Source organism: Paraburkholderia megapolitana (genome assembly GCF_007556815.1).
Lineage (GTDB): Bacteria > Pseudomonadota > Gammaproteobacteria > Burkholderiales > Burkholderiaceae > Paraburkholderia > Paraburkholderia megapolitana.
Window position 1 is genome coordinate 1,615,357 of sequence record NZ_CP041743.1, and the last position, 24,072, is coordinate 1,639,428.

The following is a 24,072-nucleotide window of genomic DNA, read 5'->3' on the forward strand; positions in this document are numbered from 1 at the left end:
ATCACATCCGGTCACTACCGCAAGCGTTGTCCGCTACCTGGCTACCTGGAATATCGATGCAATCCCCAAGAAACGCGAATGTCGAGCGGCTGCTACAGCCGTTGATCGGCGCGCACCGGACCGCGGCGCTCCTTGCGACGCTTAATCATCCCGCGGTACTGAACGAATGGGAGGACGGTGTCGTCACGCGCGCGGAACTCGCGCAGGCGCTGAACATGGCGCTATTCGAAGATCTACTGGAGCGCTCGCCGAACGGCCGGGCGTATACGCAGGACGTGCTCGCCGCGGGCGGCGGCGTGTACTTCGATCACGGTGCGCTGCGCACCGTGCGCTGGCCGCATAGCGGCGCGTTGCCGCCCGGCGAGGCGGCGTTCGCGCGCATCCTGCGGCCGCTCGGTTTTCGCATCAACGGTCGTTATCCACTCGACCGGCTCGGCATGACAGGCCGCGCATGGGCTCACGACGACGCACCCGACGAGATCGCGCAGTTCTTCGTCAGTGAGTTGCATCCGGAGCGTTTCTCGGCCGACTTCCAGCAGGCGGTGACGAACGTGATCGGAACATCGCGCGATCCGTTGACGCCCACAGCGGTGACGCATCTGTGGGAACTGGAGCGCGACGGCGTGTTGCCGATCGACGCGGCGCACGGCTTGCTGCCCGTAATAGTCGGTGCATTCGCGCGCCAGCACGACGTTCCGAACGAAGCGGATTACGCGGTGCTGCTGACCGAATCCGCGGAGATGGCGTGGATCGCAACCGAGGGCAACGCGTTCAATCACGCCACCGATCGCGTCGCCGACGTGTTCGCCCTGTCCGATGAAGAGAAGGCGAAGGGCCGCCCGATGAAGCCGGAAGTGGAGCGTTCGCGTTCAGGCCGCGTGTTCCAGACCGCGTATCGCGCCGATATCGTGCGCCGCGAGTTTCGCTTGCAGGACGGTTCGATCGTAACGCGCGACGTGCCCGGTTCGTTCTATGAATTCATCACGCGCAAGCGCACGTTCGATCAGGACACGCGACGCTGGGAAACCGATCTGCGTTTCGACGCGGGTAACGCGCAAGGGATCTTCAAGATGACTGCGAGCCAGGCGGCGTGAGCGTAACGCTGCCGACGCTGCTGCGCTATTTCTTCGCGGACTCGGCGACCTGAGCAGCCGCAACCTGCGGAATATCCGCACTGGTCGCCATCCACAGCACTTCGGCATCTTCGTCACTGGTGGACACGGCCGCGTGCCCGGTGCGGCTGTCGAAATACAGGCTATCGCCGGCGTTCAGATGGGTCGGCGCGTACAGCTCCGAATACAGGCACACGCTGCCGCTGATCACGTACAGGAATTCTTCGCCTTCGTGACGGCCCCAGTCGTCGAACGCGTCGAGCGTGTGAGCCGAAATGCGGATGCGAAACGGCAGCATCGCCTTGTGCGCGAGATCGGTGGCGAGCAGTTCCATCTGATAGCCGCGATACGCGTGGCGCTGGCCGGCGTCTTTACGGGTCAGCGCGCGGCGCCCGCCGGCGCTTGCTTTCGGCGACGAACCGAACAGCTCGCCGATTTCGATCTTCAAACCGAGGACGATTTTTTGCAGGACGTCGAAGGTCGGCGACATCAGGCCGTTTTCCACCTTCGATAGCGTCGAGCGCGACACGCCGCACAACTGGCTCGCGTTCTCGAGCGTGAGGTCGTGGGCGAGCCGCGCGGCGCGGACGCGGCGGCCCAGATCGGCGGTGGACGGCTCGTTGGGTTTGATGGTGGGGGTATTCATGGTGTGGCCCTGGGGCCGTGCCCTCCCGGCACGCAATGTGGCCGATCATAGCACTGTTGAGACCCATGTTTTCCAATGAGAAACAGGGTGACATCAGTGTGCCAAACCGCTTCATTGCAGTAAAAGCCTCATTTATAACGGCCGCTTGTAGCTGTCCGACGCCGCGTGTATAGTCTGCGAACTGGCCTTGTTTCGTATCGGAAATTAAAGGAATACCCTCATGAACGCTTCGACTATCCTTGCCGATCTCGGCATCACCCATGCGGCGGAAGCAGGCGATATCGCCGTTCATTCGCCGATCACGGGCGACCTCGTTGGCCGCGTGGCCAGCAATACAGCTGCTGACGTCGATGCAGCGCTTGCCGCCGCGAAAGAGGCGTTCAACGTCTGGCGCAACGTCCCCGCGCCGCGCCGCGGCGAACTGGTGCGACTGCTCGGCGAACGTCTGCGCGAGAAGAAGCAGGCGCTTGGCAGCATCATCACGCTCGAAACCGGCAAGATCCTTCAGGAAGGACTCGGCGAGGTGCAGGAAATGATCGATATCTGCGATTTCGCGGTCGGTCTGTCGCGCCAGCTGTACGGCCTGACCATCGCCTCGGAACGCCCCGGCCACCGGATGGCCGAATCGTGGCATCCGCTCGGCACCTGCGTCGTCATCTCGGCATTCAATTTCCCCGCGGCCGTCTGGTCGTGGAACGCGGCGCTCGCACTGGTCTGCGGCAACGCGGTGATCTGGAAGCCGTCCGAAAAGACGCCGCTCACCGCGCTCGCGGTCAATCAGATTCTCAAGGAAGCGCTGCAAGCCTTCGGCGATGCGCCGGCCGGGCTGACTGCGTTGATTAACGGTGGTCGCGATGTGGGCGCGAAGCTGGTTGCCGATCCGCGCGCGTCGATCGTCAGCGCGACCGGTAGTACTGAAATGGGCCGCACGGTCGGTGTCGAAGTGGCGAAGCGCTTTGGCCGCTCGCTGCTCGAACTCGGCGGCAACAATGCGGGCATCGTTGCGCCTACTGCCGATCGCGAACTCGCGCTGCGCGGCATTCTGTTCTCGGCGGTCGGCACGGCTGGCCAGCGCTGCACGACGCTGCGTCGCCTGTTCGTACACGACAGCGTGTACGACGCAACCGTCGAACGTCTGAAGCAGCTGTACAGCAAGGTGCCGATCGGCAATCCGCTGGAAAAAGGCACGCTGATGGGACCGCTGATCGACAAGCAGTCGTTTGCGCGCATGCAGGAAGCGTTGCAGCAGGCGCAGGCCGAAGGCGGCAAAGTGACCGGCGGCGATCGCATCGAAGTGAAGGGCTACGAAGGCGGTTATTACGTGCGTCCGGCGCTCGTCGAAATGCCGTCGCAAACCGCCGTGGTCCTGAAAGAAACCTTCGCACCGATTCTCTACGTGCTGCGCTACAGCGATTTCGCCGAAGCGGTCGAAGCGAATAACGCTGCGCATCATGGGCTGTCGTCGTGCGTGTTCACAACCGACCTGCGCGAAGCCGAACGCTTCCTGTCGGCAGCGGGCAGCGATTGCGGCATCGCCAACGTCAACATCGGGCCGAGCGGCGCGGAGATCGGCGGTGCGTTCGGCGGCGAGAAGGAAACCGGCGGCGGTCGCGAATCCGGCTCCGACTCGTGGAAGGCGTATATGCGCCGGGCGACGAATACGGTCAACTATTCGTCGGCGCTGCCGCTCGCGCAGGGTATCGATTTCAATATCGGTTGAACGTGGCGGGCCGCGTTTCTGTGTGCTGCTGTGGCGTGGAGTGGAGCGAAGCGCGGCAGTGCCGCAGCGGTGCGCAACATGCGTGCCGTGATGAGTGCGCGTGTCCAGCGTGAGTCATTCGTGGAGTGAGACGTGAGTTCGAGAGTTGTCATCGTCGGCGGTGGGGTGATCGGCAGTTCGATCGCGTATTTCCTGCGCCTGTCGGACCCGACGGTCAGCGTAACCGTGATCGAACGCGATCCGACTTATGCGCGTTCGTCGTCGGCGCTGTCGGCCGCGTCGATCCGCCAGCAATTCTCGACGCCGCTGTCGGTCCAGATGTCGCTGTTCGGTATCGAGTTTCTGCGCTCGATCGGTGAGCGGCTAGCTGTAGACGGTACACAGCCGTCGATCGATCTGCACGAAGGCGGCTACCTGTTTCTTGCCACCTCCGCCGGTGCCGGTACGCTGCGCGAGAATCACGCGCTGCAACAGCGGCTTGGCGCCGACATTAGCCTGCTCGACACCGCAGCATTGCAGGCGCGCTTCCCGTGGCTCAATACCGATGATCTGGCCGCCGGCGCATTCGGTGAAAGCGGTGAGGGTTGGTTCGACGGCTATGGGCTGGTGCAGGCGCTGCGCAAGAAGGCACAGGCACTGGGCGCGCGTTATGTCGCCGACGATGTCGCCGCATTGCAGCGCGACGGCAGCCGCGTGACCGAGGTCGTCACCGCGAGCGGTGAACGCTACGTCTGCGATGTCGTCGTCAATGCAGCGGGCGCGTGGTCGCGCCGCGTGGCGCAGATGCTCGATATCGATTTGCCGGTATACGCACGTCGTCGCAGTATCTTCAACGTCAGTTCGCCGGCGCAGCTCGAACACTGTCCGTTGCTGATCGATCCGACCGGCGTGTACTTCCGTCCGGAAGGCAAGTCGTTTATCTGCGGTACGTCGCCTGCCGCGGATAACGATCCCGACGATCTGCCGCTCGACGAAGTCGATCACGCGCTGTTCGACGATGTGATCTGGCCGACGCTCGCGAACCGCGTGCCGCAGTTCGAAGCGCTGCGCGTGCAGAACTGCTGGTCCGGCTACTACGAGTACAACGTGTTCGACCAGAACGCGATCATCGGTCGGCATCCTGAGGTCGATAACTGCATTTTTGCGAATGGTTTTAGCGGCCACGGTTTGCAGCAGGGTCCGGCGACCGGACGCGGGGTGAGCGAACTGATCCTGCACGGTCGCTATACGACACTCGATCTGTCCGCGCTGAACTTTGCGCGCGTGCTGGAGAAGCGGCCGTTTGTCGAGAAGAACGTGGTGTGAGCGTCTACGCGACCGTGAAGAATGAGTTACCTGAAACCCGGCTGCGTGCCGGGTTTTTTCATCGACATCGGTCAGCACCGACCCGCGCACCGATGATTCCAAAAACTCAATACATAGTGAGTAGATATCGATAGCCGCGCCTCTACTCGCCACCCACAATCGACACCGCACCTCTTCATACTGGTCCAATCCACATCATGTACGCCTTCACCGCTCCCTTCGAAGCGCCGACCGGCTCGCCGATCCGCGAGTTGTTCAAGTACCTCGCGCAGCCTGGCATGATCTCGTTTGCGGGCGGTTATCCGGCAAGCGATCTGTTCGACGTGGCGGGTCTGGAAGCAGCCGCGGCGCGCGCCGCGCAGCAACCGGCGCTGTGCCTGCAATACGGCCCGACCGACGGTCTCGCGACGCTGAAAGAGGAGCTGGCCAAACTGATGGCCCGGCGCGGCACACCGTGCTCGCCGCAGGACCTGCTGGTGACGACCGGTTCGCAGCAGGGCTTCGATCTGCTGTTGCGCGTGCTGGTCGCTCCCGGAGACACGGTGCTGGTCGAACAGCCCGCGTATCCGGCGACACTGCAGGCGCTCCGCTTGCAGCAGGCGAACATCGTCACGTTGCCGGTCGATCGCGATGGCCTCGACGTCGAAGCGCTCGATGCGCTGCTGGCATCGAGTGCGTTGCCGCAGCCGCCGAAGCTGCTCTATACGGTGCCCACGTTTGCCAATCCGACCGGCGCGACGCTTACGCGCGAGCGGCGTGTCGCGTTGCTGCGGCTCGCCGTGCGCTACCGCTTCCTCGTCGTCGAGGACGATCCATATGGAGACTTGCGGTTTGCCGGAACCGCGCTGCCTTCGCTGCTCGCATTGACCAGCGAGGTGCCCGGCGCCCGCGACTGGCTCGTGCACTTTTCCAGCCTGTCGAAGATCGTCGCTCCGGGTCTGCGGGTCGGCTGGACCATTGCGCCGGCGGAGATCGTGCGTCGCTGCGTCGTCGCGAAGCAGACGGTCGATCTCTGCAGCTCGCCGTGGACACAAGCCATCGCCGCCGCTTACCTCGCCGACGGCGCGCTCGAACGGCATCTGCCGCACATCGTCGCCGCCTACGCACGCAAATGCGCCGCGCTGTGCGATGCGCTTGCGGCGCAACTGCCCGACGACATCGCGTTTCATCGGCCCGACGGCGGCATGTTCGTCTGGGCCCGGCTCACGCGCACACAGGATGCGTCGGCGTACTTGCAGGCGTGCATCGCCGAGAACGTGATGTTTGTCCCCGGCATCGCGTTCTATCACGATCGTCACGACGTGGCGTCGCTGCGGCTTTCGTTTGCGGCGCCTGGTGTCGCGGATATCGAAACCGGCGTGAGCCGGATTGGCCTCGCGCTGCGCACACTCGAACAGCGTTAATCGATTTTGCCGACCGGCGGTGCGTAATCGGCACCGCTGGACACCGCGCTCCATCTCATTGCCATTTGAAACCCGTATATCCGCAGCCAGGCACGGGTTTGATTCCCTGTTTCAGTCACTCCAGAAACAGGTTTGAATCGAATGCAACAATTATTCAATTTATGTGACCGACGCTCGTTTTACGGTTGAACACCGGGGAAACGTCGTTTGCACGCTGCACACCGTTAAATACATTGTGGCGCTGGTTGACCGAAAACAATATCGAGTATCATCGCTGCGACAGGGAGTTGCTTGCCGGGCCGATATTGACAGGTGCTACGAACGGGGGTGTCGTCGGGACGTAGCAAGGCAAGGACGCAGTAAAAAGAAGACGCAGCAAAAAACGCAGCTCACGCACTGGCCAATAAGCAGGCAATAAGTGAGCAATACGCGCAGCGCAGAAAAATCAACCGCCAAAATCAGATGAAGATGTCGCGAAAGAAAATCGCCTTTCTGGGCGTGGGTCTTCTGGGGCTTCTGATCGTCGCCGGTATCGTCATTCAGGCGGTATGGCGGCCGTTCGGCAAGCACGGCAAAGTCAATACCAGCGAGATCGTTCTCGACATTCACCATCCCGATGCGCTGATCGATAGCGAGGCATTATCCCGGCTACCCGCCGACATGCTGCGCGTGCCATTGCTGCACGACGTGCTCACTCAGGATTTCGTCGATTATTACGAATCCACCGATACCCGTCTTTCCGCCGACGGCGCATTGCGCCGTCTCGCCTTCGAACATCAGCTCGATTTTGGCGACCAGCTGATCCGGCGTGTTTTCGACGAACCGGCGCACGTGCTGCTGTGGCGTTCGCCGGACGGCCGGCTCGGCTACTGGATCATGTCGATGCGCCGCAACGGGCTCGCGAAACTGCTGCAGGGCCTCGGCAATGTCGCGGCCAGCGATACGCAGTTGAGCCAGGTCGCCAAACTGTCTGGCGACGTGCCGGTCTACGCCTTGAAGCTCGCGGTCGGGCGCACGCTGCTGTTCGCCACGAAGGACGACCGGCTTGTCGTGCTGTCCGCCCCGGGCGTGCTGCTCGGCACCGATGGCGCGTTGTTGAGCGAACGCGCCGATGTGGTCGACGACCTGCTGTCGTCGGGGCGCGACGACGCCGCTCACGCGTTCCGGCTCGACGCCGCATCCGATCAACCCAAGGGACACCGGATCGTCGTGTCCGCCAACTATCTGTCGTTCGGCTACCAGACGTTTTTCTCCGGCATCGAGGCGCTGCGCTTCGATCTCGCGTCGTCGGGCGGGGCGCCGGCCAGCTGGCAGACCGCGGCGCTGATCGATCCGGACCGCTTGCCGCAACAATGGAACGGCGCGGACCTGTGGCACGCGCTGCCCGCCGGTCCCGCAGCCTGCGCGAGCCTGCCCGCCGACTGGAAGGGCGCCTCCGATCTGCTCGGCAAGGTGGTGTCGGCCGGCGCGGACGGCGCCGCGCAGATCGGCGACGCGCTGGCCGGACCGGCTGCCGTGTGCTGGTACGCGAAGTCGACGCTCGTCGCGCCGGTATTCGTGGCTCATCTGAAGAGCACCGATGCGAACGCGAACGCCGCGCTCAAAACCGTGCTCGGCAAGTCGTTCGGCGAAGTGATTGGCGCGTACGAAGCGCATGCCGCGAAGACCGACGGCAGCGACGGCTATCGCCGGTTGCCGGTTACGACACGTAGCCAGGGCGATGCCGTGACGCTCTGGCAGCGGCCGGTCAGCGCGCGCTCGGGTACCGCGCTGGCATCGAAAGCGCCGTTCGCCGCGCAGTTGTCCGCACAACGTTATTTCCCGGTCACGCTCGCGATGGCGCACGGCTATCTGATCTTTTCGCCGGATGCGCGGCTCGTCGACGACACGCTCGCCGTGCTCGACAAGCGCTATCCGGCGCTCGCCGATACGCTCGCGCCACAGCGCGTCTCGCGTACGGTGCTCACGCTGACGCCGGCGGCCGCCGCGTCGCTGATCGAGCGGGAAGCCGCTTCCGCGTTGCCCGCCGATCAGGAAGCGATTTTCCGTAATGCCGCACGCACGCATCTCGTGCCGAAGCTGCAGGCGCTCGCGCACTATCCGCCCGTATCGTTGAGCTTGCCGCAGACGTTGCCGTCGTCGTCGGGGTGGGTGCCGGTCGAGTGGTGGTTCGATCGCAGCGGTGGCGCGGCTGCTGCTGCGGCAGACGGTACCGCGGCGGCACGCGCGGCATGGGATCAACCCGGCGTCGGGGGCGACTGACGTGCGCGCGCGTTGTGCTTCGCGCAGCCCCTCGCCGCATGACTGCGCGGGCGATCGCGTCGACGGTTGCCTGGCTGCTCACGGAAGCGCTCACCCAGGCGGCCAGGCAAGCAACCGCACGCATCGCCACAGCAGGCGTACGTGGCTCACCGGCACAGCTACGGCGCTACTCACCGCGTGGTTCGCGCCGCACGTCTTCGCGCTATCCGCAACGACAGTCGCACCGGAACCCGACGCACTGTCGGCGGCACAATCGAACGCATTCCGCGCGTGGTTCGCCCGCATCGTCGACCAGCAGATGCGCCGTGGCCCAACGCCGCGCTGGACCCAGCGCGACTGCGCGGGCCTCGTACGTTTCGCCGCCGGCGAGGCACTGAAGCCGCACGACACACGCTGGCTGCGTGCCAACGGCATGAGCGGTGCAACCGACGCAAGCAGCCTGCCGCCCGAACTGCAACTGACGCCCACGCAACGCTCGCTCACCAACCGCTGGACGCGTATCGACGGCAGCACCGGCGCCTACGCGTCGGCGATCGCACTGATTCAACTGAACAGCCGTTTTGTCTCGAAGGATGTGAACCAGGCGCTGCCCGGCGACCTGCTGTTCTTCGACCAGGGCGACGACCAGCATCTGATGATCTGGCTGGACCGCTACATCGCCTATCACACAGGCACCGTCACGCCGACCGATACCGGTCTGCGCGCGGTCGCCGTTTCCGACCTGATGCAATGGAAAGACTCCCGCTGGCAGCCGCTCGACGGCAATCCGAACTTCGTGGGTGTGTTTCGTCTGGCCTTTCTGACACCATGACCTGCCATTACGCTCCTGTCGATTTCGCTTCCCGTCGCCCGCGTTCACGCTTGGGCGCAGCCCGTGCGCTTGCGCTTAGCCTCACGCTCAGTCTCGTACTGGGTCTGACGCTGGCGCTAGGCAACGCCGCGCCCGCCCGCGCCGACGACACCGCCGCTTCCGCCGACGACACCAACATCGCGCAGAATCCGACGCTGCAGCCCGCGGCGCCGAGCGGCTTCGAAACGCAGAAGATCGACGGTCAGCCGTTCTTTCTGCTCTCCGATGCGAGCTTCGGCAGCGACCAGCTCGCGCAGGTCCGCCTCGAAGCACCGGGCCGCGAATTCAAGGATCAGCTGGCGGGTTATGGCGGTGCGGACATCGTGGTCTACCGCGTGCCGAAGCCGATCGAATTCCTGAAAGCGCAAAAGAACCTGCATCGTCTGAACATCGCCCCGAACTATCAGGGCGAGGGCCTCGCGAATACGCTCGCCTACCTGTGGGACCGCTGGATTACCGAAGCGCGGCGCGCGTGGCAGCGCGTGCTGTCGTTCGCGACGCGCAGCAAGGCCACCGAGTCCGAGCCGCAGCTCAAGCTCGGCGATCAGTTGGCGCAACCGAGCCACTTCGCGCAGAACATGCAGTTCGCGCCGCTGAAGGGCTACGACCTCGTCGGGCGCTTTCGCTATCCGATCTGGGATGCGAAGACGATCCAGCCGCCCAAGGGTGTCGAACTGGCCGGTAGCAGCAGCAACTTCATCGAAGCGAGTTCGGGCAACGTGATGATTCCGGTCGGCAAGCTGCCGCCTGGCCTGTATATCGTCGAAGCGATCATCGGCAACTATCGCGCGCATACGCTGCTGTTCGTGTCCGACACGGTCGCGGTTGTCAAGGCGGCGTCGAGCGGCATGCTCGTGTGGACCGCGCGGCGCGACAACGGCAAGCCCGTGCCCAATACGGCGGTGAGCTGGACCGACGGCGTCGGCGTTCTGCAAAGCGGCAGCACCGGCAACGACGGCGCACTCGCACTCGACCACGTGAGCCCCGAGCGCAGCTATGTGATCGGCAGCGATCCGGCGGGCGGCGTGTTCGTGTCGGAGAATTTCTACTACGACAGCGAGATCTACAACACCAAGATCTACGCGGTTACCGATCGTCCGATGTACCGCCCCGGTGACCGCGTGTACGTGAAGTTCATCGGCCGTACGTTCCAGAACGCGACGCAGTCGTCCGCTCCCGCCGAGGCCGACATCAAGCTCGACGTGCTTGATCCGAGCGGCTCGCCGATCTCGACCTCGACCACGCATTTCGCGTCGGATACCGGCGCGCAGGCCACGTTCACCATTCCCGCCGATGCCACCGCCGGCGGCTACACGCTGCGCTTCGATTACAACGGTGATATCTATGGCAGCGCGTTTCGCGTGGCCGAATACGTGAAGCCGCATTTCGACGTCAACCTGTCGATGGACAAGCCCGACTACGCGACTGGCGAGGCGCTGCACGGCAAGATCCAGCTGCGTTATCCGGATGGCAAGCCGGTGAAGGACAGCAAGATTTCGGTGACGTTGCGCGCGCAACAGGTGACGATCGTCGATGGCGAGCTGCGTTATGCGGGTCTCTTTCCGGTGAAACTCGAACAGCAGGAACTGGAGACCGATAGCGACGGCAACGCGAGTCTCACGCTGCCGGCCGCAAAAGAGCCGAGCCGCTACGCGCTGACATTGTTCGCGCGTGACGGCGCTGCCTATCGAGTACGTGTCACGCGCGAAGTGCTGATTGCGCGCGGGGTGACGCCGTATCGCCTCGCCGCGGCGAAATCGTTCTCGCAGCCGAAGGAGCGCGTCGATTTCACGCTGCAGGCGCTCGGCGCAGTCGATCCGTCCGCGCACGCGCCGGCGAAATGGGAATGGGTGCGGCTCGAATCGCAGACGCACAGCGAGGGCACGATCGGCAACGCGAAGGCCGGCGGTACGGTGACCATTCCCGTGCAGTTCGACGAGCCGGGCTCTTACATGCTGTCGGTGAAGGACGACACGGGCAACCTGCTAGGTGCAACGAGCCACTGGGTGGCCGGCGACGGCGTGAAAGCGATACCGGGCAGCGTCGAGATCGTGTTCGATCGCGATCGTTACAAGATCGGCGATACGGCTGAAGCGCTGATCACGTTCCCACAACCCGTCGACGACGCGTTGCTCACACTCGAGCGCGACAAGGTCGAACATCGCGCGCTGCTCACGTCGGGAGCGGACTGGTTGAGTCTGCAACGCGTCGCGCCGTCGCAATGGAAGGCGCGCATCAAGGTCGATACGAACTTCGCGCCGAACATGACGTTCTCGGTGCTGTATGTGCACGCAGGCGAGTACGTGTTCCAGAACGCCGGCATCGTCGTCGTGCAACCGACCATCGATCTCGACGTGAAGAGCGACAAGCCGGTGTACGGCCCAGGCGACACTGTGACGCTCGACCTGACCAGCGCGATGAACGGCAAACCGCTGCCCGCCGATCTGACGGTGAGCGTCGTCGACGAAATGGTCTACGTGTTGCAGCCGGAAATCGCGCCAAGCATTGTCGATTTCTTCTATCACCCGCGGCGTAACAATGTGCGCACGTCGTCGAGCCTGTCGTTCATCACCTACGATCTAGCGCTGTCGTCGCTGCGCGGCGCGCCAGGTGGACCGCAGCGCGAGCGCTATAACGAGCGCGGCGTGAAGGTACTCGAGCGTCCGCGCCGCGACGATCAGGACACGGCCGCGTGGGAGCCCGATCTGAAGACCGACGCAAGCGGTCACGTGAAGATGACCTTCAAGATGCCCGATGCGCTCGCGCGCTGGCGCATCACGGTGCGCGCGGCTTCGGCCGACGGTATGGTCGGCCAGCGCACGGCGTATGTGCGTTCGGACAAGGCGCTGTATCTGAAGTGGAGCGGTCCGGCGCATTTCCGCGCGAACGACAAGCCGTCCATCGACATGCTGGCTTTCAACCAGGCCAATACCGATGTTCAGGCGGACTGGATCGTCGAAGGCGGCGGCTTGTCGGTGAACCAGAAGGTCACGCTGAAGCCTGGTGCGAACTATCTGAAGCTGCCGGTCGCGGCGATGAAACCCGGTGTCGTGGATGCGACCTTGCGGCAGGGTGGCAAGGATGTCGACCGTTTGCAGACATCGATTGCACTCGATGCAACCGGCTGGCTCGATCTGCATCAGACGCCGGTCGCGCTCGATGCCTCAGGCAAGCCGCTGAATCTCGCCGCCGATGCTCAGGATGTCAGCGTGCGGTTGATGTCGAGCGGCGCGAGCCAGTTTGCGCGCGTGGCCGACGACCTGATCGCATATCCGTACGGCTGCGCCGAACAAACTTCGAGCCGGCTGATTCCGCTCGCCCTCGCGCACGATGCGTTGAGTCGCGGCGGCAGTGCAAGTACGAGCGCGACGCAAGGTGTCGAAGCGCAGCTGCGCAATCAGCGCCAGCGGCTCGCGCTGCTTGCGGGCGTCGGCGGTACATTCGGCTGGTGGGGCGATACGACCGGCGGTAGCTCGCTGATCACCGCCTATGCGTACTACGCGGACTGGCTCGCCAGTCGCAGCCTCGCGATCTCGCTGCCCGCGGACAACTGGCAGCACGCGATGGACGTCTACCGCGATGCTGGGGCGAAGGAGCCGCTGCTGCATCGCGCGCTCGCGCTGTGGTTCATGCAGCAGATGGGTCTGCCGGTTACAACTCCGCTCTCGGGTGTCGCGCAGCAGTTGATGCAGGCACAGACGTCGAAAGATACGGCGACTGCTAGCGGTCCTGGCTTCGGCCCTGAAGACAGCATCGTGTTCGCCAACCCGGACAGCGCGCGCGGCACGCAGCTCGCGCTCGTGTTGACCGCTTACATGGCGCGTAGCGCTGCCGGCGTGCAATTGCCCGATGGTTTTGACGGAGCGGTGTCGGCGGCACGCGGCGCACTTGCAACCGATTCCGCGCCGCTCGTGCAAAGCCTGCTCGTGATGACGGGCGCAACCGGTGGTTCGGGCGCCGACGGCGCGGCACCGGTCGACGCGGTCGCGCTGCTCGCAAAAAGCAGCGCCTCGTATCCGACCTTCGACCGCGCGTTGACGCTACTGTGGTTGCGCAAGGCATTGGGCGGCGACGCCGACAGCACGCCGCTACCGGAGCTGCAAGGCGCCGGATGGCAGCGCAACACGACGCCGACCGGCGCAGCGGTGTGGAAGTGGACCGGCACCGGTTTGCCGCAGTCCGTCGATATCGGCGCAGTCCGGCCCGACGTGACGGCGCTCGTGTCGTACCGCAGCCGCGCGGCCGATACGAGCCGCCTGCCGGTGACCGTCGAGCGGCATCTATACAAGCTCGTACCGTCCACGCCGGCCGCCACCGACAAGAAGGACGCCAAGAAGAGCGACACGAGCGACGCTGACGCCGCCGCACGCTTCACCTTCACGGCCGAAGCCGTGAAGCCCGGCGACGCGCTCGACAGCAACGCGCTCTATGTCGACGAAGTGACGCTCACGCCTCCGGCGAACACGGCCTACCAGTACGGCCTGCTCGAAGTACCGCTGCCGCCGGGGGGCGAAGTCGAGGCGACGAGCTGGGGCATCAGCATCGATGGCTTGCCGGGTCCCGCCAGCGAGGGCGGCAGCGGTCCGCAGCCGTTCCAGCGCGCGGTTACCTATGAGATGGGCGAGCTGAACTACCATCAACCGGTGCCGCTGCTCGACCGCCGCGTCGCGTTGCGTCAGCTCGTGCGCTTCGGTTTGCCGGGCACGTTCGTCGTGCCGCCCGCGCGCTACTTCCGCATGTATCAGCCGGATGCGAAGGCGTTCGAAGGCGGCAAGAGCGATCGTCTGATCACGATGAAGATCGGTTGAGTGAGCCAGCGATGACATCGGTCCTGCGCGACACGCGTTCCCTGCTGGCCGGCACGATGCGGCCGGTCAGGGCGTGCGCGCTGGCGTGGGTGTCGACGCTGGTGCTGGGTGCCGGGGGGCTGCATCCGGCCGATGTGTTCGCCAGTGCAGCGGCACATGCTGAGGCGAGTGGCGTCGCGCACACGCCTCGCGTTGCTGCTGTTGCTCCTGTTGATCCGGCACCGGGTTTGGCGGATGCAAGCGACACAACCATTCAGGCCAGCCTGCCCGCAACGAACCGTATGTCGCTCAGTGGTTCGAAACCATCCGCAGAACCGCTACAGTTCGCGTGGCTGCGCGACGGGCGCGCGCAGTACTGGCGCATCGACAGCCGCGGTACCGTCGGCGATCAACTCTCGACACAGGCCGCGCAACCGCTACCCGCTACCGTCGAAACACCACTCGGCAGCGTGTGGAAACTGTTTGTCTATGGCTACCTCGTGGATCGCGGTATCGCGACGCCCGATTACAACTGCACGGGCGGCGATCCCGAAGAGGTCTATTGCTGCATGACGGGTGGTCATATCGATCGCGAGCGCGCGCTGGTGCAGTCGTGCGGACTCTTCTTCGAACCGGCGCGTCTGCATATCGACGCCGCCGACTGGCGCAAATACTGGAGCGCCGCCGGCGCGCCGGCATGGTTGCGCGATCTGCGCGCGTTGCAGCCTGCGCAGCGGGTGGCCGTTGCCGATCTGCTGGCGGCGCTGCAGGCGATGCCAGCACGGCCACGCGAGGCCGCTTCGAGCACGCTGATCTCGGTGCTCACTAGCGGACGAGGCGAGGGCACTGTTGCGCTGTACGGCAGCCTGCTGCGCGCAAAAACCTGGACGATGCCGGACCCGGCGAGACCCGGCGCTTCGATTGGCGGCGCGGCGGGCTGGCTTGCCGATGGCAGTCCTGTCTGGCTCGGCGGTCCGGGCGGTAGTGCGCGCGTGCTGGCCGCCGCGGCGCCGCGTATTGCGCCATTGCTCGCGCAGACCATCGTGCCGGACGATGCGGCCTGCGTCGTCGTCGATTTCTTCACGCGTTACCCGGTGCGTGAAGTGCTGCCCGTGCAAGGTAGCGCTGCTGTGCCCGACGGTCCGCTGACCGGCGCCTATCGAGTCGGTTTTGCGAACGGCAACTGGCTGCGCATCGAGAGCCGCGGCGAGCTGTTGCTGCAGAGCGATCCTGGTGTGGCGCCGCGTATCATCGGTCGCTTCGGAATGAACGATTACATCGCGCGGGTCGTCGAGCGCGAAGGCGATGCGCGCGACGAAGAGGCCGCGAAAGCACTGGCGGTTGCCGCGCGCAGCTATGTGGTCCAGCACGGCACGCGTGAGCGCGGCTGTTTCCGCATCGACGACAGCAGCAGCACGCAGCGCGTGCTGGCTCATCCGGCGAGCGCAGGCGCCCGTCGCGCCGCCGATCTCACCGATGCGCTCGTGCTGACCGGGGTCCCGGTCCAGTATCACCACGACAAGGCCGCGGCCGGCCAGATGAGCTGGCTCGACGCGAAGGCTGCCGCGCAACGCGGCCTCACGTTCGATGCGATTCTTGCGCGCACCTGGCCGCAGGCCACGCTGACGTCGTTCGAAAGTCCGCTGGCTGGCGATTGCCAGCCGGTGGCCGGCGCGCGCGAATGGCTGCAGCGCAACGCATCGCTGTGGGCGCGGCGGCTTAACGACGAACCTGGCTACGAGACGCCCGATCTGCCCGCGGTCTGCGCAGTGACCGACGGCCGGCCGTATGCCGATGCGCAGCGCAACCGCGTGTACATCCACCGTCTGCGCAGCGAGGACGATCGCATCGCGCTTGCGCACGAATATATTCACCTGGCGTTCCAGCATCATCCGCGTGGACTCGATGAAGGATTCGTCGAGCGTACGGCGCGCGCGTTGATCCGCTCGGAGGCGACGGTCCAATGAAACCTGTACTCCGCTCCACGATGCGATCGTTGCGCCGCCGCACCTGGGTGGGTGCGCTGCTTGCCGCTATGTTGCTGATACCGGCGGCGTTCGCCCAGGATGCACAGAAAGCGCAAAATGCCGCGCCCGCGACGGAAGGCGGCGCGCTCGCCGATCTCACCGACGCGTTCAACGGCTGGCGACACAGCGGGTTGACCAACGAAGGAGAGCGCTTCGTCGCCGCGTATCCGCGACCACCGGTCGATCGCGGCGAGCAGCGCTTTCGCACGCTAATCGAAGGACGGCTGAAACACTTCGACAAAAAAGCACGCAAGCCGCCGACGCTCGTCGTCAACGGTACGCCGACACCACTCTACGCCGACGACGAAGGCAATTTCGCGCGCCCGTGGGCCTTCGGCGCAGGATCGAACAGCCTCGAGATCATCTCCGCCGACGGTAAAACGCATCAGCGCATGCAGTTCTACGAAGCGGACACCAGCAAGCCGCAGGCGAAATTGCGCGCGATCGTCACGTGGGACGATCCGCATGCGCAGGTCGATCTGCACGTCATCACACCCGACGGTCTGCACGCGTTCTTTGCGAACCCGACCTTGTCCGACGGCAGCGGCTTCGATGTGGATTCGGTGGATGGCGCGGGGCCGGGCATTTTCTCGTCGGCGGCGCCCGAGCACGGTACGTGGCTCTTCTTCCTCAACTACTGGGGCAACTTCGATTCGACCGGCTATAACTTCGATGCTGCCGCGCACGACCGCGACGTCATCACCGCGCGTCTCACGCTGGTGTTCAACGAAAATACGCCGAACGAGCGCCGTGAAACGATGGTCGTGCCGCTGCGCAAGATCGGCGACCTGCAACTCGTCAAGAGCGAGCGACTTTAACTGCGACATGGAACAGCAATGATGGATGCCCGCGCCTCGCGATGCATAGGATGGATAGCCGCCGTGCTGCTGCTTGCCGGCGCTTGCGCCGCGCAGGCAGATGACGTGGAGTTCAGCACGCCGGTGAATGGCTGGCGCAATACCGCCGGCGATACCTCGCGCTATACGCAGGATGTGCACTATCCGGCGGTCGCCGTCACGACGCCCGAAGGTCAGTCGGCGTTTGCGATGATCGCCGGGCAGATTCGTGCGACGCCGAAAAGGACCAATGGCGGGGGGGCGGCGGCGAAGAACGGGAAGAAAACGTCGGTGGCGACGATGATCGTCAACGGCACGGTGCTGCCGCAACGCATCGAAGAAGACGGCAGCTTCTCGCGCCCGTGGGCGTTTGCGGGCGGCAGCAACAGTGTCGAGTTGCGCACCGCGGATGGCACGAGCAAACGCATCCAGTTCTACGACGCGTATTCGAACAAGACGCGGCCGCGGTTGCGTATCGTGCTCGCGTGGGACACCGATGGCACCGATCTGGATCTGCACGTCGTATCGCCGGATGGCGTGCACACGTTCTACGGCGACCGCGTCGCGCCGAACGGCGGCGCGCTCGACGTCGACGTGACGACCGGTTACGGTCCCGAGATCTATTCCACGCCCGCGCCGCTGCACGGCGCCTATCTCGTCTATGTGAACTACTACGGGCAGGGCGAGAGCGGCGCCGACATGACGGTCGCGCAGATCACGATCATCACCGACGAAAACACCCCGAACGAAAAGAGCGAAACGGTTGTTGTACCGATGCGCAAAGCGGGCGAGCTGACGCTCGCGAAGAAGTTCGTCATACCTTGAGTGAAAAAACCAGTAATCGAACAGGGGAAACACGATGGACCAGAACGCGGGGCAACGACCGTTACTCACTTACGACGGCAATATCGGTGAGCTGTACGGCATCTTCATCAAGAACCTGCTGCTGACGATCGTCACGGTCGGCATCTATCGCTTCTGGGCGACCACGGCGCTGCGACGCTACGTGTGGTCGCGGATGCGCTTTCAGGATGAACGCTTCGAATACACCGGGACGGGCGGCGAGCTGTTCAAGGGCTTTTTGCTCGCGATGGGGATACTGATCGGTTCGATGATCGTCGCGTTTGGGCTCTCTGCGATCCTTAGCAAGCTAACCGGGAGCGCGGCACTAGGAATGTTGCCGATAATCGTGCTGTATGCGGCGATCGGCGTCTTCGCGGCCGGTGCGTATTTCAGCGCGCAGCGCTATCGCCTCAGCCGTACGGTGTGGTGCGGCATTCGCGGCGGCATGACCGGCTCGATGATGCGCTACGGTGTGCAGGCGCTGCTCTACGGCCTGTTGTGCATCGTGACGTTGTTTCAGGCGGTGCCGTGGGTGACCGTGCGGCTCGCGGAACGTCGCATCAACGCGAGCAGCTTCGGCAGCGAACCGTTTCGCTTCCAGGGGCAGGCGGGTCCGCTCTACAAGGCGTTTCTGCTGAGCTTCCTCGGCATCGTCGTGTGGGGTGTCGTAGTTGGTATTCTTTTTCTCGGGCCCGCGATATCGCTCTTCTTCGCGCAACTCGGCGGGGAGCACCACGTGCCGACCAAGGTATTCGTTGCCTTTTTCTCGTTCTACGTGCTGTTTATCGTCGGCGCGCTGTTGATGCGCTGCTACTACATTGCAAAAGTGAGCCAGCACATTGTCGGCAACACGACGCTGGGTACACAGCTGCGCTTCGGGACGAGCATCACCGGGCGGCGTTTGCTCGTCATCGTGATCAGCAACCTGGCAATCGTCGTGTTCACGCTGGGTCTTGGCTTCCCGATTGCGTTGAACCGAGTGATGCATTTCATCGCCGATACGCTGCTGGTGGAGGGCAAGGTCGATCCGCAGTCGCTTGGCCAGAGTAACGTCGCGGCGCCGCGCACCGGTGAGGGCGCGCTGAATCTTCTCGACCACGGCGGCGGCTTCTGAGCACCGATCGCCCGACGCGCTACTACGACGGCCGCAGCGCCGCGGCGCATGCCGCGACGCTTGCGTGGGGCGCGACGCACCTGTCGATCGTCGGCACGGACGGCGAACTCGCGCGCTGGCTGCTGACGGATGTCGTCGTCGGCGAGGTCGATCCGGACGGCGTTGTCATACTGTCGTGCAAAGGCGAAGCGGCGCGGGTGCTGGTCGATGCCGCGGCGCTGCCGGCTTCGATGGAACGTCGTCGCGCGCCCGCGTTCGGCTGGCTCGCATGGTTCGGCGTCGGACTCGCTGCGCTGGTGGTCGCGTTTCTAGTGATCGTGCGCGTACCCGCGTTCGCCGCAGCGTTGATTCCGGCGCGGTTTGAAAACCGCCTCGGCGACACGGTAGAGGCTTCGGTCGTGCGTCGACATCGGGTGTGCACGGGCGCTGCGGGGCAGCAGGCGCTCGAACAGCTCGAAGCACGTCTTGCGCATGCCGCGGGCATCGGGCAACCGGTGCGGCTCGTCGTGGTCGACGATGCGCGGGTCAATGCGCTGACGCTGCCCGGTACGCGGATGATCGTCATGCGTGGGCTGATCGAGCGAGTCGGCAGCGCAGATCAACTGGCGGGTGTGATGGCGCATGAGACTGCGCATATCGCGCATCGCGATCCGATCCGCGCGCTCGTGCGTAGCACGGGCATCCGGCTGATCAGCGTCGCGGTCGGCGTGAATATCGGTTTTATGGATATGTCGTCGTTTGCGGGGCAACTGGTACGGTTGTCGTTCAGCCGCGAGATGGAGAGCGCTGCCGATCACGATGGTGTTGCTTATCTGCAGGCGAGCGGTTTGCGCAGCGACGGGCTCGCCGCGTTTTTTGCGATGCTCGGCAAGGGCGATCACGATGAGCGTGCGGCCACGTTCTTTTCCGATCATCCGGGTACCGCCGAGCGTGAGGCGAAGAATCACGGGTCGGCGCTGGGGGAGAGTGCGTTGACGGCGCAGCAGTGGGAGGCGGTGCGGGGGATGTGTGGGAAGTAGTGGGCGTGACGCTCTGCCCTGATCGTTGGTAGTTCGAGCGTCGTAACTGTGCGCCGCCACGATCTTGAAGGACCTGTCGTCTGACCCGGTTGTGCCTCTGTGCTGCCGTGCGACGGGCACTGCGACGAATCCTCGCAGGATCAGATACTTGCCGACATCGTGCGCAAGATATCCACAGCCTTGCGCACATTTTCTGTTGATAACCCTGGCGGCTGATGCCTGTCGAAAAATGCCGGCGGCCGTTATCCAGAATTGATCCAGAAAGCGTTCAGAATTCCAGGCTGAGGGATGCCCAGGCGCGGATCTGGATACAGTATTGTCGGCCGCCAGTTAGCGGTGTCTCGATCACGGAAGAGACAGTGTGGCTGAGCGACTCACCAAGGTGCAGCCGCAAGTTGTATGGTGCCCGTGCAATGCCACAGGACTGCCGTTGACCATACTGTTTCCGTCGCCTTCGGAGATAGTCTGGTTGCCGTGTTCCTTGCATTCGACCGCGTCACCCTCGCGGGCGATCGGCTTGCCGTTCACGACGTCCGTGCTCGATCCCGCCGTGACGGTGCCACCGTGTGGGGCCAGCGTATCACCAACAACTATGACCTGACGAACCATCTGTTAACTCCAGGAAACTCAACTGAACGATGGCGTCACCGTACCTGACACACCGTGGAAACACTTTCATCAACCGCATGATCCTAAACATTGGACTGAAGACAAAGCGATTGCCATATATATCAACCACGCACAGCCTATTGCTGCGACAACCGTGACAGGTATGCTGATCACGCGCGGGATGCGATTGCGAAAGTACCAGATCGCAATGAACAGGCCAGCAAACGGGAGAACGAGAACTGCTAACTTGCCGATCATGGGCGTCTCACGTGATGCGTGTTTTCATGCTGCCTACAATTCGATCGCGCGCACGCCGGACATACCGGTTTCCGCATTCGGACTTCCAAGATATGTCCATTGCACATCGTTGACCGCGATGTCGACGAAACGCTCACCAGGGCGAGGGAAAGCGTGGCCCTTCTGGATAAAGGCCTGCTGGTTCCATCGGTTGTACAGCATAGCCAGCGGATGCTCGCGCACAACACGGCCCTCCCATATGCCGTCTTGCGGACATGTTTGCTGCCCGTCGCACCGCATCGGCGTGCGCGGTTCGGGGACTTCGCGCAGCAATCGGGCAGCGATCATGTCCCTCAAAAAATCTTCCCGCTGTGGGGGCAAGACATACGCCTCGCCGAGGTAGTGCCATTGCACCTGGTCAGCGGTGAGCCATGCATGGGACGACGCTTCGAAACGCTCGCCCACCTGATAGCGCTCCGGATTGTTTCGTCGGGCAGCTATCAGTTGCGATTTCTCGGCCGTTGAAGGACCGTAAAGCGCAAGCCAGTAGCCGTCGCGAGTGGCAGTCTGATTGCCGGCAACTACCATGCTGCTCTGCTCAAGTGTTGGAACACCGTACCCGTGCGGAATGAATTCGCGCCCTTGCAGGGCGGCACCCTGTTGCCCTTTCGGTGGTGGCGTAACGGCTTTTGCGCCGTCAATCAGCGTCTGCGCGTTGCCGTCCCACTTGGGCAAAGCGGCTGGGGGGAGTGGGAGTACCTTGTCCAGGTTGGGTAGTTTGAGCCGTCCTTGATAGTGTGTCAGTGATGCACCGATTGTCCGGTACCTCTCTGCTCTCGCCTTGTCAATGCTGCCAGGGAGGTTGCGACCGTTAGTCAGGTTGAAACCATCAAACTCGATTGATAACTTGGCCGCACACTTCGCACTTCCTAACTTCACTCCTTCTTGAAGAACCTTCAGCGCGCGAAGCTTGGCATCTGCAGTTTTCGGCCCGGCATAGACGAAGCCGAGTTCTTCGGCCGCATCGCCATAACCCTGTGCCAATGCACATTCGAGCATCTGCGTTGCGACCGGGAGGTTGCCCCAGAATCCTTCAGCGGGGTCATCATATGCGGCGTCAAGTTTCTCACCGAGGAATGTCAATGCAGACGGACTTCCCATGTCCGCGGCTCGCTGAAAGAATGAGTAGGCGCTGGTTGCATCACCTCCCTTGATCATTCCTTGTAGATGGTAAGTACCCATCATGTCGAAGGCGTCCGGTACGCCCAGTCGCATTGCCTTCTCGACCCATTGAATCGCGATCTCCGGATCGTGTTGCGGCACACCCTGATAGTCACTCAGAATCAGCGACGCGAGATTGAGCATGGCCTTCCAGCTGCCGCGCTCCGCAGCCTGAACGTATAACTGATAAATCTTCGGGTAGTCGCGCTTCTCATAGTAGATGTCCGGGTTGTCCAGTGCGAGCGCCTGCTGGAACCATAACTCTGCCTGTGGATCGACCGGCGGGACATGCTGGTCCTGATAGACGCAGGTGAACGTTTTGCGATGCGGGTCGAACAGCGGCAGTTTTTCGTAGCGCGGAAGATCAGACATGGCAGCGGTATGCTCGATAGTCGATGTTGGTAGCAGCTGCGCCGGGGTATTCGCGGCGTATAGGCTCAAGACAATAAGAAAAATTCTGCAGACGGCCGATATCGGCATTCGAGCGACTCCGTTCAGACGGTTCTGGGTATGTCGGATGATGGCGGCAAATCGAGTTGTGCATGAAGTATGGTGTTTGCCCTGCGGTCCATAAACGGGAGAATGAAGCCCTGCATCGGATCCGTTCCAGCTTTCTGGATTGTTCGATTGTCTCTCATCCGTCCGTCCCAAAGGTTGTACACGGCTAGCGCCTCATCCCGGTTCCCGCTACCTGGGGTTGCAGATCCCGAAAGCAGCGTGAAAACCCGCTCCCGAAGTTTCGATGCCCAGTCCGAACCTGTGGCACCAAAGTTGATTTCACTGTCGACGGACATACTGCGCTGATTCATGTTTGCGCTACCGAGCGTGATGAACACATCATCTATGATCATCAGCTTCGAATGAATGTAGATTTCGCGATACGCCATCTGGTTACCGGTAGTCCCCCCGCATTTAACGGAGTTCAGAAGTAGAGGTCATGCCGCGATGGGCAACTTCTGTTTCGGCGGTACGCCGCCGATAGCCGTGTTCGGCCGCTCGTGATTGTATGACCATAGCCACCTGGTCGCATACTCCTGAACATCGGCCACCGTCTCGAAGAGGTAGTGGGCGAGCCAGTCGTATCGAACCGTTTTGTTGTAACGCTCGATGTACGCGTTCTGTTGCGGCTTGCCGGGCTGGATAAACTGCAGAACGATGCCGCGTCTCATGGCCCAGTCCCTGAGCGCATCGCTGACATATTCCGGCCCGTTGTCGCAACGGATCTTCAGCGGCTTGCCGCGCCATTCGATCACCTGATCCAGCGACCGGATAACGCGTAGCGCAGGCAACGAGAAGTCCACCTCGATACACAGGCCTTCCCGGTTGAAGTCGTCGATCACGTTGAACAGCCGGATGCTACGGCCATCAGCAAGCTGATCGTGCATGAAATCCATTGACCAGCACTCGTTCAGTGCTTGCGGCACGGCCAGCGGTTCCGGCTGCTCACGCACCAGCCGTTTGCGTGGCCTGATCCGCAGATTCAGCTCCAGTTCGCGATAGATGCGATAAACACGTTTGTGATTCCAGGTAAAGCCCTTGACATTGCGCAGGTACAAGAAACACAGGCCGAAGCCCCAGTTGCGCTGGTTGTGCGTGAGTCTCACAAGCCACTCGGCGATCACGCTGTTTTCCGCGCAACGCTTTGCCCGGTAACGGTAGCAGGTCTCGCTTACGCCGAACGCCTCACAGGCCGCCCGTACGCTCATTGCCCGTTCTCTGACTGCACGCATGGCCATCTCGCGGCGACGAGATGGCCTCACCACTTTTTTTCAAGCGCCTCGCGCACCACCTCGGCCTTGAGTCGCTCTTCAGCGTACATCTTTTTGAGTCTCGCGTTCTCCGCCTCAAGCTCCTTCATCCGGGTCATCAGTGCCGCGTCCATGCCGCCGTACTTCGAGCGCCATTTGTAGAAGCTCGCGCTGCTCATCCCGTGCTCGCGACACAACTCCGGAACGGGTGTTCCGGCTTCGGCCTGCTTCAAGATCCCAATGATCTGGCTTTCCGTGAATCTGGACGTCTTCATGCAAAATTCCCTGTCAATCTGCTGCTAGAAAATTCTACCTTGAACACCCGTTAATTCG

At 63.1% G+C, this 24,072-nt stretch carries 17 protein-coding genes and 1 pseudogene; 13 read left to right on the forward strand and 5 right to left on the reverse strand.

Annotated features, from left to right (window positions below):
* Positions 1-56: 56 nt before the first annotated feature.
* Positions 57-1,094 carry a DUF1338 domain-containing protein gene (locus FNZ07_RS06850; protein ID WP_091020614.1) on the forward strand — a complete coding sequence of 346 codons (1,038 nt, stop codon included), beginning with the start codon at positions 57-59 and terminating at the stop codon, positions 1,092-1,094.
* Positions 1,095-1,119: 25 nt separating this feature from the next.
* Here FNZ07_RS06850 and FNZ07_RS06855 read toward each other — a convergent pair whose 3' ends face one another.
* Positions 1,120-1,758, reverse strand: a complete 639-nt coding sequence (locus FNZ07_RS06855; protein ID WP_091020612.1) for a helix-turn-helix domain-containing protein — start codon at positions 1,756-1,758, stop codon at positions 1,120-1,122.
* A 220-nt stretch (positions 1,759-1,978) separates the two neighbouring features.
* Here FNZ07_RS06855 and amaB point away from each other — a divergent pair, with 220 nt between their 5' ends.
* The 12 genes and pseudogenes from amaB (at position 1,979) to FNZ07_RS06910 (ending at position 19,924) form a co-directional block, all read left to right on the forward strand.
* On the forward strand, positions 1,979-3,478 hold the full coding sequence (gene amaB, locus FNZ07_RS06860; protein ID WP_091020610.1) for an L-piperidine-6-carboxylate dehydrogenase: 1,500 nt from the start codon (positions 1,979-1,981) through the stop codon (positions 3,476-3,478).
* Positions 3,479-3,610: 132 nt separating this feature from the next.
* Entirely contained in the window at positions 3,611-4,783 is a 1,173-nt protein-coding gene (locus FNZ07_RS06865; RefSeq protein WP_091020608.1) for an NAD(P)/FAD-dependent oxidoreductase, read from the forward strand.
* 197 nt (positions 4,784-4,980) lie between these two features.
* Positions 4,981-6,186 carry an aminotransferase-like domain-containing protein gene (locus FNZ07_RS06870; RefSeq protein WP_091020606.1) on the forward strand — a complete coding sequence of 402 codons (1,206 nt, stop codon included), beginning with the start codon at positions 4,981-4,983 and terminating at the stop codon, positions 6,184-6,186.
* 462 nt (positions 6,187-6,648) lie between these two features.
* Positions 6,649-8,448 (forward strand): DUF2138 domain-containing protein, encoded by a 1,800-nt coding sequence (locus FNZ07_RS06875; RefSeq protein ID WP_091020605.1) that lies wholly within the window; start codon positions 6,649-6,651, stop codon positions 8,446-8,448.
* Between the two features lie 70 nt (positions 8,449-8,518).
* The gene (locus FNZ07_RS06880) at positions 8,519-9,259 is read left to right on the forward strand and encodes a DUF1175 domain-containing protein (RefSeq protein WP_091020656.1); all 741 of its coding nucleotides are present in this window, start codon (positions 8,519-8,521) and stop codon (positions 9,257-9,259) included.
* A complete protein-coding gene (locus FNZ07_RS06885) occupies positions 9,256-14,106 on the forward strand; it encodes an alpha-2-macroglobulin family protein (protein WP_407670736.1) in 4,851 nt (1,616 codons plus the stop codon). Before FNZ07_RS06880 ends, FNZ07_RS06885 begins: the two co-directional genes overlap by 4 nt.
* A 281-nt stretch (positions 14,107-14,387) precedes the next feature.
* Positions 14,388-16,052: a DUF2300 domain-containing protein gene (locus tag FNZ07_RS06890; protein WP_245811763.1), complete on the forward strand. Its 1,665-nt coding sequence runs from the start codon at positions 14,388-14,390 to the stop codon at positions 16,050-16,052.
* 20 nt (positions 16,053-16,072) lie between these two features.
* Positions 16,073-16,930 (forward strand): YfaP family protein, encoded by an 858-nt coding sequence (locus tag FNZ07_RS06895; protein ID WP_091020602.1) that lies wholly within the window; start codon positions 16,073-16,075, stop codon positions 16,928-16,930.
* 18 nt (positions 16,931-16,948) lie between these two features.
* The gene (locus FNZ07_RS06900; RefSeq protein ID WP_091020599.1) at positions 16,949-17,773 is read left to right on the forward strand and encodes a YfaP family protein; all 825 of its coding nucleotides are present in this window, start codon (positions 16,949-16,951) and stop codon (positions 17,771-17,773) included.
* 34 nt (positions 17,774-17,807) lie between these two features.
* Positions 17,808-18,905, forward strand: coding sequence for a YjgN family protein (locus tag FNZ07_RS06905; protein WP_091020597.1), 1,098 nt, complete (start codon positions 17,808-17,810; stop codon positions 18,903-18,905).
* Positions 18,902-19,066, forward strand: a pseudogene (locus tag FNZ07_RS34620) (DUF7092 domain-containing protein); the annotation flags it as partial. The gene FNZ07_RS06905 and the pseudogene FNZ07_RS34620, both read left to right, overlap by 4 nt.
* A gap of 36 nt (positions 19,067-19,102) precedes the next feature.
* On the forward strand, positions 19,103-19,924 hold the full coding sequence (locus FNZ07_RS06910; protein ID WP_091020594.1) for a M48 family metallopeptidase: 822 nt from the start codon (positions 19,103-19,105) through the stop codon (positions 19,922-19,924).
* A 345-nt stretch (positions 19,925-20,269) separates the two neighbouring features.
* Here the strand turns inward: FNZ07_RS06910 and FNZ07_RS06915 are convergent, their stop codons facing one another.
* From FNZ07_RS06915 to FNZ07_RS06930, 4 genes are all read right to left on the reverse strand, one after another.
* On the reverse strand, positions 20,270-20,533 hold the full coding sequence (locus FNZ07_RS06915; protein ID WP_091020591.1) for a PAAR domain-containing protein: 264 nt from the start codon (positions 20,531-20,533) through the stop codon (positions 20,270-20,272).
* Between the two features lie 291 nt (positions 20,534-20,824).
* The gene (locus FNZ07_RS06920; RefSeq protein ID WP_245811758.1) at positions 20,825-22,471 is read right to left on the reverse strand and encodes an SEL1-like repeat protein; all 1,647 of its coding nucleotides are present in this window, start codon (positions 22,469-22,471) and stop codon (positions 20,825-20,827) included.
* Positions 22,472-22,485: 14 nt separating this feature from the next.
* Complete coding sequence (locus FNZ07_RS06925) at positions 22,486-22,878, reverse strand: phospholipase D-like domain-containing protein (protein ID WP_143098197.1); 393 nt, start codon at positions 22,876-22,878, stop codon at positions 22,486-22,488.
* Positions 22,879-22,926: 48 nt separating this feature from the next.
* A protein-coding gene (locus FNZ07_RS06930; protein ID WP_091020698.1) for an IS3 family transposase occupies positions 22,927-24,014 on the reverse strand; the annotation gives its coding sequence in 2 pieces (ribosomal slippage) (positions 22,927-23,762 and positions 23,762-24,014; 1,089 coding nt in all).
* Between the last annotated feature and the right edge of the window lie 58 nt (positions 24,015-24,072).

Excerpts from the sequence above, each read along its gene's own strand:
- FNZ07_RS06870 (WP_091020606.1), top strand. The coding sequence starts at position 4,981 with ATGTACGCCTTCACCGCTCCCTTCGAAGCGCCGACCGGCTCGCCGATC.
- amaB (WP_091020610.1), top strand. The coding sequence starts at position 1,979 with ATGAACGCTTCGACTATCCTTGCCGATCTCGGCATCACCCATGCGGCG.
- FNZ07_RS06855 (WP_091020612.1), bottom strand. The coding sequence starts at position 1,758 with ATGAATACCCCCACCATCAAACCCAACGAGCCGTCCACCGCCGATCTG.
- FNZ07_RS06885 (WP_407670736.1), top strand. The coding sequence starts at position 9,256 with ATGACCTGCCATTACGCTCCTGTCGATTTCGCTTCCCGTCGCCCGCGT.
- FNZ07_RS06920 (WP_245811758.1), bottom strand. The coding sequence starts at position 22,471 with ATGCCGATATCGGCCGTCTGCAGAATTTTTCTTATTGTCTTGAGCCTA.
- FNZ07_RS06925 (WP_143098197.1), bottom strand. The coding sequence starts at position 22,878 with ATGGCGTATCGCGAAATCTACATTCATTCGAAGCTGATGATCATAGAT.
- FNZ07_RS06905 (WP_091020597.1), top strand. The coding sequence starts at position 17,808 with ATGGACCAGAACGCGGGGCAACGACCGTTACTCACTTACGACGGCAAT.
- FNZ07_RS06850 (WP_091020614.1), top strand. The coding sequence starts at position 57 with ATGCAATCCCCAAGAAACGCGAATGTCGAGCGGCTGCTACAGCCGTTG.
- FNZ07_RS06895 (WP_091020602.1), top strand. The coding sequence starts at position 16,073 with ATGCGATCGTTGCGCCGCCGCACCTGGGTGGGTGCGCTGCTTGCCGCT.
- FNZ07_RS06900 (WP_091020599.1), top strand. The coding sequence starts at position 16,949 with ATGATGGATGCCCGCGCCTCGCGATGCATAGGATGGATAGCCGCCGTG.
- FNZ07_RS06875 (WP_091020605.1), top strand. The coding sequence starts at position 6,649 with ATGAAGATGTCGCGAAAGAAAATCGCCTTTCTGGGCGTGGGTCTTCTG.
- FNZ07_RS06890 (WP_245811763.1), top strand. The coding sequence starts at position 14,388 with ATGTCGCTCAGTGGTTCGAAACCATCCGCAGAACCGCTACAGTTCGCG.
- FNZ07_RS06915 (WP_091020591.1), bottom strand. The coding sequence starts at position 20,533 with ATGGTTCGTCAGGTCATAGTTGTTGGTGATACGCTGGCCCCACACGGT.